This window comes from Streptomyces sp. NPDC006385 (assembly GCF_040612485.1).
Lineage (GTDB): Bacteria > Actinomycetota > Actinomycetes > Streptomycetales > Streptomycetaceae > Streptomyces.
Genome location: NZ_JBEXQG010000042.1, coordinates 25444 through 37882, shown reverse-complemented (window position 1 = coordinate 37882; position 12439 = coordinate 25444). Strand labels below are relative to the sequence as shown.

General features: G+C 67.8%; 7 protein-coding genes. All 7 read left to right on the top strand.

What is annotated here, in order from left to right; genetic code table 11:
• Positions 1 to 379: 379 nt before the first annotated feature.
• The 7 genes from dnaA (at position 380) to gyrA (ending at position 12423) form a co-directional block, all read left to right on the top strand.
• A complete protein-coding gene (dnaA, locus tag ABZ078_RS27830) occupies positions 380 to 2323 on the top strand; it encodes a chromosomal replication initiator protein DnaA (RefSeq protein WP_356579598.1) in 1944 nt (647 codons plus the stop codon).
• Positions 2324 to 3213: 890 nt separating this feature from the next.
• Positions 3214 to 4344, top strand: coding sequence for a DNA polymerase III subunit beta (dnaN, locus tag ABZ078_RS27825; protein ID WP_356579657.1), 1131 nt, complete (start codon positions 3214 to 3216; stop codon positions 4342 to 4344).
• Between the two features lie 194 nt (positions 4345 to 4538).
• Positions 4539 to 5414 (top strand): phosphogluconate dehydrogenase (NAD(+)-dependent, decarboxylating), encoded by an 876-nt coding sequence (gnd, locus tag ABZ078_RS27820; RefSeq protein ID WP_356579596.1) that lies wholly within the window; start codon positions 4539 to 4541, stop codon positions 5412 to 5414.
• Between the two features lie 151 nt (positions 5415 to 5565).
• A complete protein-coding gene (recF, locus tag ABZ078_RS27815; protein ID WP_356579594.1) occupies positions 5566 to 6687 on the top strand; it encodes a DNA replication/repair protein RecF in 1122 nt (373 codons plus the stop codon).
• Positions 6684 to 7235 carry a DciA family protein gene (locus ABZ078_RS27810; protein WP_356579592.1) on the top strand — a complete coding sequence of 184 codons (552 nt, stop codon included), beginning with the start codon at positions 6684 to 6686 and terminating at the stop codon, positions 7233 to 7235. The genes recF and ABZ078_RS27810 overlap by 4 nt, the downstream gene beginning before the upstream one ends.
• A gap of 478 nt (positions 7236 to 7713) precedes the next feature.
• Entirely contained in the window at positions 7714 to 9786 is a 2073-nt protein-coding gene (gene gyrB / locus ABZ078_RS27805) for a DNA topoisomerase (ATP-hydrolyzing) subunit B (protein WP_356579590.1), read from the top strand.
• A 42-nt stretch (positions 9787 to 9828) separates the two neighbouring features.
• Positions 9829 to 12423: a DNA gyrase subunit A gene (gene gyrA / locus ABZ078_RS27800; RefSeq protein ID WP_356579588.1), complete on the top strand. Its 2595-nt coding sequence runs from the start codon at positions 9829 to 9831 to the stop codon at positions 12421 to 12423.
• The last annotated feature ends 16 nt before the right edge of the window (positions 12424 to 12439 follow it).

Below are 12439 nucleotides of genomic sequence, written 5' to 3'. Positions count from 1 at the left end.
GGCTCCAGAAATAAATCGGTGGTTGCGGGGTGCCGTCCTGGCTGTCACCGTGCGCCCACGAGTAGCTCGCGTTACGCCCGAGTGCACCGCTTCCCGATCACCCGAGGCGATCTGTGCCCATCGGAGGCAGGCGGCAGCAGCCATCGACAACTCGACCTGGTTACGGTACGCGCGGCTACGCCATCCGGTCAAACCAGGGGTCACGGAGAGACACTATCCACAGGCTGGGGACAACAACTTGAACCGCACCCGCCGCCCTGACTACCGTGGCTGAACTCTGATTCGTTCCCTTGTCCCCTTGATTCTTGCTCCACCCGATTTGAAATCCCGACCCGTCCCACCATCACACGTTCGTGGGACCCGTGAGAGAGCGTGCCCTGTGGCTGACGTACCTGCCGATCTTGCCGCAGTGTGGCCACGAGTACTGGAGCAGCTCCTCGGCGAGGGCCGGGGACAGGGTGTCGAGGCGAAGGACGAACACTGGATCCGGCGCTGCCAGCCACTCGCGCTGGTCGCCGACACCGCCCTGCTCGCCGTACCCAACGAGTTCGCGAAGGGCGTACTGGAGGGCCGCCTGGCCCCGATCGTCAGCGACACCCTGAGCCGCGAGTGCGGCCGACCGATCCGCATCGCGATCACCGTCGACGACTCCGCCGGCGAACCCCAGGCCCCGCCGGCACCCCCCGCCCCGCCCCAGCCGCGCTACGAAGAGCCCGAGCTGCCCTCGTACGAGGGCTACGGCCGCCACCGCGCCGACGATTCCCGGCCCGGCACCTCCGGCGACCCGCTGCCCACCGCCCGCCCGGCCTACCCGAGCGAGTACCAGCGCCCCGAACACACCCCCGGCAGCTGGCCGCGCCCGACACAGGACGAGTACGGCTGGCAGCAGCAACGGCTCGGCTTCCCCGAGCGGGACCCGTACGCATCGCCGTCACAGGACTCCTACGCCCAGGACTCCTACGGCCCGCCCTCCCAGGACTACCGCCCTCAGCCGATGGAGCGCCCGTCGTACGACGGCCACCGCCCGGACTACGAGCAGCATCGTCCTGAGTACGAACAGCACCGCTCCGACTACGAGCAGCACCGTGCCGACTACGAGCAGCAGCAGCGGCCCGATTACGACAAGCCGCGCTCCGACTACGACCGTGACGGCCGCCGCGACCTGCCCGAGCCGCCCTCCGGCTCCGGCCATGTGCACCGCGGCGGCCCCGTCGGCGCGAACCTGCCGACCACCGGCGCCCCCGGCCCACTGGCCGCACAGCCCGCGCCTGCCTCAGGACCCGGCGAACCGACCGCGCGCCTGAACCCGAAGTACCTCTTCGACACGTTCGTCATCGGCGCCTCCAACCGCTTCGCGCACGCGGCCGCGGTCGCCGTCGCCGAGGCGCCGGCGAAGGCGTACAACCCCCTCTTCATCTACGGGGAGTCGGGGCTCGGCAAGACGCACCTGCTGCACGCGATCGGGCACTACGCGCGCAGCCTCTACCCGGGCACGCGCGTGCGGTACGTGAGCTCGGAGGAGTTCACCAACGAGTTCATCAACTCCATCCGCGACGGCAAGGGCGACAGTTTCCGCAAGCGCTACCGCGAGATGGACATCCTGCTGGTCGACGACATCCAGTTCCTGGCGGACAAGGAGTCGACGCAGGAGGAGTTCTTCCACACCTTCAACACGCTCCACAACGCCAACAAGCAGATCGTGCTGTCCTCCGACCGGCCGCCGAAGCAGCTGGTCACGCTGGAGGACCGGCTGCGGAACCGTTTCGAATGGGGTCTGATCACCGACGTCCAGCCGCCCGAGCTGGAGACGCGCATCGCCATCCTTCGCAAGAAGGCGGTGCAGGAACAGCTCAACGCCCCGCCGGAGGTACTGGAGTTCATCGCCTCCCGCATCTCGCGCAACATCCGCGAGCTGGAGGGCGCGCTGATCCGGGTGACGGCGTTCGCCTCGCTCAACCGGCAGCCGGTGGACCTGGGCCTCACCGAGATCGTTCTGAAGGACCTGATCCCCGGCGGCGAGGACTCGGCTCCGGAGATCACGTCGACGGCCATCATGAGCGCGACCGCCGACTACTTCGGGCTCACGGTCGAGGACCTGTGCGGCACCTCGCGCGGGCGCGCCCTGGTGACCGCCCGGCAGATCGCCATGTACCTGTGCCGTGAGCTGACCGACCTCTCGCTGCCGAAGATCGGCGCGCTGTTCGGCGGGCGTGACCACACCACGGTGATGCACGCCGATCGCAAGATCCGCAATCTGATGGCCGAGCGCCGCTCGATCTACAACCAGGTCACCGAGCTCACGAACCGCATCAAGAACGGCTGACGGCCACCGTCGTGCGTCGGCGTGCGTCGGCGTACGTCACTGAGGGCGCCCCCGGGACGAGATCCCAGGGGCGCCCTTCGTCATGCCCGACCCGCACGTACGGACACCCGGTGTTCGATTACCTGCCGGGTTACGGCCGCTCTCCACAGATTCGGTGACTTTCTGCCGTCCACATCCTGGGGACTGGGAAGTTGTCCAGACTGTGTCCACAGAGCCGCCTGTTGAAAGACGATCAGACCAGGTCAACCACTTGTGGATCGGTGGACGAACGATCTCCACAGACTGTGGACAACGAGAAGATCCACAGCCTGTGCATCGAGTTGTCCACCGACAACCCACAGGCGGGAGCCAGTTGTCCCCAGTGATCCCCAGCTTCTCCACATGGCTGTCCACTGTTCGGCAACCCGACGCGCCTGCTCACCGTGCCGAGTGAAAGGCGTCACACGAAGGTGCCGGGTTGCCCTGTGGGAAAGGTGGGTAAAGCTGGGGACGGCACTGGGGAGAAGTCGGCTCAGGCTGTGCATGGGGTGTGCAGAACTTTCTGTTCTCCACAGAGACACTCAGTTGTCCACCGCCCCCGCCCACAGGCCCCGTGGATAAAATCTCCGCCCTGACCTGGGAAAACGTGGTTATCCACGGTATCCACAGGCCCTACTACTACTCCCGACTAGAGAGAGCGGGGAATTCGTTTCGAAGGGGGTCCTGTGCACAACTCGCTGTCCGGCTCCCGGCTGCCCCTCGTCACGACTTGACCCCGAGAGGCACCTACTGTCAGTGGGGTGCGTCAGACTGTTCCCGGTGTCCTTCCCCGCACTGGGGCCGACGACACCGAGACAGACGACGAAGCCAGGCAGGCCGAGAAGCGCCGGCAACAGCAGGAGGCGGCAACAGTGAAGATCCGGGTGGAACGCGACGTACTCGCGGAGGCCGTGGCCTGGGCGGCGCGCAGCCTCCCGGCCCGTCCGCCGGCGCCTGTCCTCGCCGGCCTCCTTCTCAAGGCCGAGGACGGTCAGCTGAGCCTGTCCAGCTTCGACTACGAGGTCTCCGCGCGTGTGTCCGTGGAGACCGAGGTCGAGGAGGAGGGCACGGTCCTGGTCTCCGGCCGCCTGCTCGCGGACATCTGCCGCGCTCTGCCCAACCGGCCGGTGGAGATTTCCACAGACGGTGTACGGGCGACCGTGGTCTGCGGCTCCTCGCGGTTCACACTCCACACCCTGCCCGTGGAGGAGTACCCGTCGCTGCCGCAGATGCCGAACGCCACCGGCACCGTCCCCGGGGAGGTCTTCGCGTCCGCGGCGGCCCAGGTGGCCATCGCCGCCGGCCGTGACGACACGCTGCCCGTTCTGACCGGTGTGCGTATCGAGATCGAGGGCGACACGGTGACGCTGGCGTCCACCGACCGCTACCGCTTCGCGGTCCGTGAGTTCCTGTGGAAGCCGGAGAACCCGGAGGCGTCCGCGGTCGCCCTGGTCCCCGCCAAGACGCTCCTGGACACTGCCAAGGCGCTGACCAGCGGCGACAGCGTCACCCTGGCGCTGTCCGGCTCGGGTGCGGGCGAGGGTCTGATCGGTTTCGAGGGCGCGGGCCGCCGTACGACGACCCGGCTGCTGGAGGGCGACCTGCCGAAGTACCGCACGCTGTTCCCGACGGAGTTCAACAGCGTCGCGGTCATCGAGACCGCCCCCTTCGTGGAGGCCGTCAAGCGTGTGGCCCTGGTCGCCGAGCGCAACACCCCGGTGCGGCTCAGCTTCGAGCAGGGCGTGCTGATCCTGGAGGCAGGCTCCAGCGACGACGCACAGGCTGTGGAAAGGGTCGACGCCCAGCTGGAGGGCGACGACATCTCGATCGCCTTCAACCCGACGTTCCTGCTGGACGGCCTGAGCGCCATCGACTCCCCGGTGGCCCAGCTGTCCTTCACGACGTCCACGAAGCCGGCGCTGCTGAGCGGCAAGCCGGCGGTGGACGCGGAGGCGGACGAGGCCTACAAGTACCTGATCATGCCGGTGCGCCTGAGCGGCTGAGCGGCTGAGCGGCCGGAGTTCACCGTGAGGTGTCCACAGGCTGGGGAGAAACCGCCCCGGCCTGTGGGGAAACCGCAGGTGGGGATGTACGTATGAGCGTGTATGCCCACAGTTGTGCGCGGACGTCCGGGTTTAGGCTCGTACGTGGGTACGAAGGTGCCTCACACGCCACAGCAACCTAAGGAACACAACTGATGGAGCTCGGTCTCGTCGGCCTCGGCAAGATGGGCGGCAACATGCGCGAGCGGATCCGCCGCGCGGGCCACACCGTCGTCGGATACGACCGCAACCCGGACCTCGCGGATGTCCACAGCCTGGAAGATCTTGTGGGCAAGCTTTCGGGCCCGCGTGTGGTCTGGGTGATGGTCCCGGCCGGTGCCCCGACCCAGTCGACCATCGACGAGCTCGCCGAGCTGCTGGAGCCCGGTGACGTCGTGGTGGACGGCGGCAACTCCCGCTGGACGGACGACGAGAAGCACGCCGAGGAGCTCGCGGCCAAGGGCATCGGCTTCGTCGACTGCGGTGTCTCCGGTGGCGTCTGGGGCCTGGAGAACGGCTACGCGCTGATGTACGGCGGCGACGCGGAGAACGTGGCCAAGGTGCAGCCGATCTTCGACGCCCTCAAGCCGGAGGGCGACTTCGGCTCGGTGCACGCCGGCAAGGTCGGCGCGGGGCACTTCGCGAAGATGGTCCACAACGGCATCGAGTACGCGATGATGCAGGCCTACGCCGAGGGCTGGGAGCTGCTGGAGAAGGTCGACTCCGTGACCGACGTCCGGGAGGTCTTCCGCTCCTGGCAGGAGGGCACGGTGATCCGTTCCTGGCTGCTGGACCTCGCGGTGAACGCCCTCGACGAGGACGAGCACCTGGACAAGCTCAGGGGTTATGCACAGGACTCCGGCGAGGGACGCTGGACTGTGGAAGCCGCCATCGACCACGCGGTGCCGCTGCCGGCGATCACCGCCTCGCTGTTCGCGCGGTTCTCCTCCCGCCAGGAGGACTCGCCGCAGATGAAGATGATCGCGGCGCTGCGGAACCAGTTCGGTGGCCACGCGGTCGAGAAGAAGTAACCGGCGGAGGCCGGCGTCGAGAAGCGACCGTCGGAAACGAGAAGAAGTAGTCCACACCCTGGGGATGGCACCCTGGCACCCTCGGGAGTGACCCGGTTGTCCACAACTGGGGAAAGTCGAAGCACACATTGGGGGAGGTCGGCGAACGACCATGCACGTCACGCATCTGTCGCTGGCCGACTTCCGCTCGTACGCCCGGGTCGAAGTTCCGCTCGACCCGGGCGTCACCGCCTTCGTCGGCCCCAACGGCCAGGGCAAGACGAACCTCGTCGAGGCCATCGGCTATCTCGCCACCCTCGGCAGCCATCGCGTGGCCTCCGACGCCCCCCTCGTCCGCATGGGCGCCGAGCGGGCGATCATCAGGGCGCAGGTGCGGCAGGGCGACCGGCAGCAGCTGGTCGAGCTGGAGCTGAACCCCGGCAAGGCCAACCGGGCCCGCATCAACAGGTCCTCGCAGGTCAGACCCCGGGACGTGCTCGGCATCGTGCGGACCGTACTGTTCGCCCCGGAGGATCTCGCCCTGGTCAAGGGCGACCCCGGGGAGCGGCGCCGTTTCCTCGACGAGCTGATCACCGCACGCTCCCCGCGCATGGCGGGCGTCCGCTCCGACTACGAGCGGGTCCTCAGGCAGCGCAACACTCTGCTCAAGACGGCCGCGCTGGCCCGCCGCCACGGTGGCCGCACGATGGACCTGTCCACTCTCGACGTCTGGGACCAGCACCTGGCGCGCGCGGGCGCCGAGTTGTTCGCCCAGCGGCTCGACCTGATCGCGGCGCTCCAGCCGCTGGCCGACAAGGCGTACGAACAGTTGGCCCCAGGGGGCGGCCCTGTCGCCCTGGACTACAAGCCGTCGGCCCCGGGCGAGGCGCACACCCGCGAGGATCTCTTCGAGCAGATGATGGCCGCCCTCGCCGACGCCCGTAAGCAGGAGATCGAGCGCGGCGTCACCCTCGTGGGCCCGCATCGAGACGACGTGCTCCTCAAACTCGGTCAGCTGCCCGCCAAGGGATACGCCTCGCACGGCGAGTCCTGGTCGTACGCGCTGGCGCTGCGCCTGGCGTCGTACGACCTGCTCAGGGCGGAGGGCAATGAGCCGGTGCTGGTTCTCGACGACGTCTTCGCCGAGCTGGACAGCCGGCGCCGTGAGCGGCTGGCCGAACTGGTCGCGCCCGGTGAGCAGGTGCTCGTGACCGCGGCGGTCGACGACGACGTACCGCATGTGCTGGCGGGGGCGCGGTATTCCGTGGCCGAGGGGGCGGTGGAGCGCGTATGAGCGAGAGCCCGTCCGAGGACCCGTCCGTGAACGCTCCTGAGAAGTCCCCTGAACCCTCCGGCGTCGACCTCGCGCGCGTGGCGCTTCGGGCGGCCAAGGAGCAGGCACGCGCGCGTGGCGACGCGGCGCGGCAGAAGAAGCAGGCGCGGCGCGGTGGGCTGCGCTCCGGCGCGCGTGCCGACGGCCGTGACCCGATGGCGCTCGGCTCCGCCATCAACCGCTTGATCACCGAGCGGGGTTGGGAGACGCCGGCCGCGGTGGGCGGTGTGATGGGCCGCTGGCCGCAGATCGTCGGCGAGGACGTCGCCAAGCACTGCGTGCCGGAGAAGTACGACGAGGACGAGCGGATCCTGGTCGTGCGCTGTGACTCGACGGCCTGGGCGACGAATTTGCGGCTGCTCGCGCCGACGCTGGTCGCGCGTCTCAACGAGGACCTCGGACATGGCGCGGTACGGCAGATCAGAGTGCACGGTCCCGGCGGTCCAGCCCGTCGCTACGGGCCGCTGCGCGCCCCCGGCAGCACGGGGCCGGGCGACACCTACGGCTGACCGGACAGGTCGGCGGCGACGTGGTGTCGTCCTGCTGTGAGGGCGGAGGCACACCTTCCGGACGGGCGTCACAGCAGCCTCGAACGCCCCGTCTGCCACAGGTGACCGACATCACATCAGCAGTCGTCGACGGCCCCGACGAACCGCCGGCGACCTTCTTGTCGTACAACCGCACGCGGTTGCGAATCGCGACCTGACTCCGAAGTAGCCAAGGGTTGACGGCCGGAAGCGCTGAGTGCCTCTCTGAGCCTCTTGTAGCCCCCATCCGCATATCGGGAGTCGGCCGAGCCGGGTTCAGGGCGCCACATGCGGACTCAGGTACCGGCAAACCCCCATCACTGTCGGCGCAACCGGTAGACTGGAGGCCAATCCCGCCCCAATCGTGGGGACCGTCCGGGAAAAGCTGAGCAACGCTGATCAAGGCTTACCAACGCAACATGCCGCAGCCGCTCCGGCAACCCGCCGACGAGCCTGGCTCGTGCTGTGCCAGAAAGGGCGCTTCGTGGCCGATTCCGGCAACCCCAACGAGAACATCCCGTCCACCGACGCCGAGGCGACCTCGTCGAACGGCGAGGTAACCGCCTCGTACGACGCCAGTGCCATCACCGTCCTCGAGGGTCTGGACGCGGTCCGCAAGCGACCCGGTATGTACATCGGTTCGACCGGCGAGCGAGGACTGCACCACCTCGTGTACGAGGTCGTCGACAACTCCGTCGACGAGGCGCTGGCCGGCCACGCGGACACCATCGACGTGACGATCCTCGCCGACGGCGGTGTCCGGGTCGTCGACAACGGCCGCGGTATCCCGGTGGGCATCGTTCCCTCCGAGAACAAGCCGGCCCTCGAGGTCGTGCTGACCGTGCTGCACGCGGGCGGCAAGTTCGGCGGCGGCGGCTACGCGGTCTCCGGTGGTCTGCACGGCGTGGGTGTCTCCGTCGTGAACGCGCTGTCCTCGAAGGTCGCCGTCGAGGTCAGGACCGACGGCCACCGCTGGACGCAGGACTACAAGATGGGCGTCCCCACGGCGCCGCTCGCCAAGCACGAGGCCACGGAGGAGACCGGCACGTCGGTCACCTTCTGGGCGGACGGCGACATCTTCGAGACCACCGACTACTCCTTCGAGACGCTCTCCCGGCGCTTCCAGGAGATGGCGTTCCTCAACAAGGGTTTGACGATCAAACTCACTGATGAGCGCGAGTCGGCGAAGGCCACCTCCGGGGCGGACGAGGCGGGCGCGGACGAGACCGCCGAGGTCAAGACCGTCACGTACCACTACGAAGGCGGCATCGTCGACTTCGTGAAGTACCTCAACTCCCGCAAGGGAGACGCGGTGCACCCGACGGTGATCGACCTCGAGGCCGAGGACAAGGACAAGAGCCTCTCCCTCGAAGTCGCGATGCAGTGGAACAGCGGTTACAGCGAGGGCGTGTACTCCTTCGCCAACATCATCCACACGCACGAGGGCGGTACGCACGAAGAGGGCTTCCGCGCGGCGCTGACCAACCTGGTCAACAAGTACGCGCGTGACAAGAAGCTGCTGCGCGAGAAGGACGACAACCTCACGGGTGACGACATCCGCGAGGGTCTGACCGCGATCATCTCGGTGAAGCTGAGCGAGCCGCAGTTCGAGGGCCAGACCAAGACCAAGCTGGGCAACACGGAGGCCAAGACCTTCGTCCAGAAGGCGGTCTACGAGCACCTCAACGACTGGCTGGACCGCAACCCGGTCGAGGCCGCGGACATCGTCCGCAAGGGCATCCAGGCGGCCACCGCGCGCGTGGCGGCCCGCAAGGCCCGTGATCTGACGCGCCGTAAGGGCCTGCTGGAGACCGCGTCCCTGCCGGGCAAGCTCTCCGACTGCCAGTCGAACGACCCGACCAAGTGCGAGATCTTCATCGTCGAGGGTGACTCCGCCGGCGGCTCGGCCAAGTCCGGCCGCAACCCGCAGTACCAGGCGATCCTCCCGATCCGAGGCAAGATCCTCAACGTCGAGAAGGCGCGGATCGACAAGATCCTGCAGAACCAGGAGATCCAGGCGCTGATCTCCGCCTTCGGCACCGGCGTGCACGAGGACTTCGACATCGAGAAGCTCCGCTATCACAAGATCATCCTGATGGCGGACGCCGACGTCGACGGCCAGCACATCAGCACCCTGCTGCTGACCTTCCTGTTCCGCTTCATGCGGCCGCTGGTCGAGGCCGGGCACGTGTACCTCTCCCGTCCCCCGCTGTACAAGATCAAGTGGGGCCGGGACGACATCGAGTACGCCTACTCGGACCGTGAGCGTGACGCGCTGATCGAGATGGGCCGTCAGCGCGGCAAGCGCGTCCGCGAGGACTCCATCCAGCGCTTCAAGGGTCTCGGCGAGATGAACGCCGAGGAGCTGCGCGTGACGACGATGGACCAGGAGCACCGCGTCCTCGGCCAGGTCACCCTCGACGACGCCGCCCAGGCCGACGACCTGTTCTCGGTCCTCATGGGCGAGGACGTCGAGGCCCGCCGCCAGTTCATCCAGCGCAACGCCAAGGACGTCCGCTTCCTCGACATCTGAGTCGGTCTCAGCTGACCGCACCAGGAAGGATCTTCACCAGCAATGACCGACGAGAACACTCCCGTCACGCCTGAAGAGGGCGGCGAGATCACCCTGCGTGTCGAGCCCGTCGGGCTCGAGACCGAGATGCAGCGCTCGTACCTCGACTACGCGATGTCCGTCATCGTCTCGCGTGCGCTGCCGGACGTCCGCGACGGCCTCAAGCCCGTCCACCGCCGCGTCCTGTACGCCATGTACGACGGCGGCTACCGCCCCGAGCGCGGCTTCTACAAGTGCGCCCGTGTCGTCGGCGACGTCATGGGCAACTACCACCCGCACGGCGACTCCTCCATCTACGACGCCCTGGTGCGCCTCGCCCAGCCGTGGTCGCTGCGGATGCCGCTGGTGGACTCCAACGGCAACTTCGGCTCTCCGGGCAACGACCCGGCGGCGGCCATGCGCTACACCGAGTGCAAGATGGCGCCGCTGGCGATGGAGATGGTCCGTGACATCGACGAGGAGACCGTCGACTTCACGGACAACTACGACGGCCGTTCCCAGGAACCGACCGTCCTGCCGGCCCGCTTCCCGAACCTGCTGATCAACGGCTCGGCCGGAATCGCGGTCGGTATGGCGACCAGCATCCCGCCGCACAACCTGCGCGAGGTCGCGGCCGGCGCCCAGTGGTACCTGGAGAACCCCGAGGTCTCGCACGAGGAACTGCTTGATGCGCTCATGGAGCGCATCAAGGGCCCGGACTTCCCGACCGGCGCCCTGGTGGTGGGCCGTAAGGGCATCGAAGAGGCCTACCGCACCGGCCGCGGCTCCATCACCATGCGCGCGGTCGTGGAGGTCGAGGAGATCCAGAACCGCCAGTGCCTGGTGGTCACGGAGCTGCCGTACCAGGTCAACCCGGACAACCTCGCGCAGAAGATCGCCGACCTGGTCAAGGACGGCAAGATCGGCGGCATCGCGGACGTCCGCGACGAGACGTCGTCGCGCACGGGTCAGCGTCTGGTCATCGTGCTCAAGCGCGACGCGGTCGCCAAGGTGGTCCTGAACAACCTCTACAAGCACACGGACCTGCAGACGAACTTCGGCGCCAACATGCTGGCGCTCGTCGACGGCGTCCCGCGCACCCTCTCGCTCGACGCGTTCATCCGCCACTGGGTGGCGCACCAGATCGAGGTCATCGTCCGCCGTACGCGCTTCCGGCTGCGCAAGGCCGAGGAGCGCGCGCACATCCTGCGCGGCCTGCTCAAGGCCCTGGACGCCATCGACGAGGTCATCGCGCTGATCCGGCGCAGCGAGACCGTCGACGTCGCGCGCAGCGGCCTGATGGGCCTCCTGGAGATCGACGAGATCCAGGCCAACGCCATCCTCGAGATGCAGCTGCGCCGGCTCGCCGCCCTGGAGCGCCAGAAGATCGTCCAGGAGCACGACGAACTCCAGGCGAAGATCAACGAGTACAACGAGATCCTCGCCTCCCCGGTCCGCCAGCGCGGCATCGTCAGCGAGGAACTCGCCGCGATCGTCGAGAAGTACGGCGACGACCGCCAGACCAAGCTGATCCCCTACGACGGCGACATGTCCATCGAGGACCTCATCGCCGAAGAGGACATCGTGGTCACCGTCACCCGCGGCGGCTACGTCAAGCGCACCAAGACGGACGACTACCGGGCGCAGAAGCGCGGCGGCAAGGGCGTACGCGGTGCGAAGCTCAAGGAAGACGACATCGTCGACCACTTCTTCGTCTCCACGACGCACCACTGGCTGCTGTTCTTCACGAACAAGGGCCGGGTGTACCGGGCGAAGGCGTACGAGCTCCCCGACGCCGGCCGTGACGCGCGCGGCCAGCACGTCGCGAACCTGCTGGCCTTCCAGCCGGACGAGGCGATCGCCGAGATCCTCGCGATCCGCGACTACGAGGCGGCGCCGTACCTCGTGCTCGCCACAAAGGCGGGGCTGGTGAAGAAGACGCCTCTGAAGGATTACGATTCGCCGCGCTCCGGCGGTGTCATCGCGATCAACCTCCGTGAGATGGAGGACGGTTCGGACGACGAACTGATCGGAGCCGAACTCGTGTCGGCCGACGATGACCTGCTCCTGATCAGCAAGAAGGCACAGTCGATCAGGTTCACCGCCACGGACGAGTCGCTGCGCCCCATGGGCCGCGCCACCTCAGGTGTCAAGGGCATGAGCTTCCGTGAGGGAGACGAGCTGCTCTCGATGAATGTTGTTCGAACCGGTACGTTCGTGTTCACTGCCACCGACGGCGGGTACGCGAAGCGGACCGCCGTCGACGAGTACCGCGTCCAGGGTCGCGGCGGCCTCGGTATCAAGGCCGCCAAGATCGTGGAGGACCGCGGATCGCTCGTCGGCGCGCTGGTGGTCGAGGAGACCGACGAGATCCTCGCCATCACGCTGGGCGGCGGTGTGATTCGTACGCGAGTCAACGAGATCAGGGAGACGGGCCGTGACACCATGGGCGTCCAACTGATCAACCTGGGCAAGCGCGATGCCGTGGTCGGCATCGCTCGTAACGCCGAGGCGGGGCGCGAGGCGGAGGAGGTCGACGGCGATGTGGCCGTCGACGAGACCGCCGAGGGTGCCGCGACCACCGGCACGGACGAGGGTGAGGCACCCTCGGCCGAGTAGCACGAGGAGTGAGTCA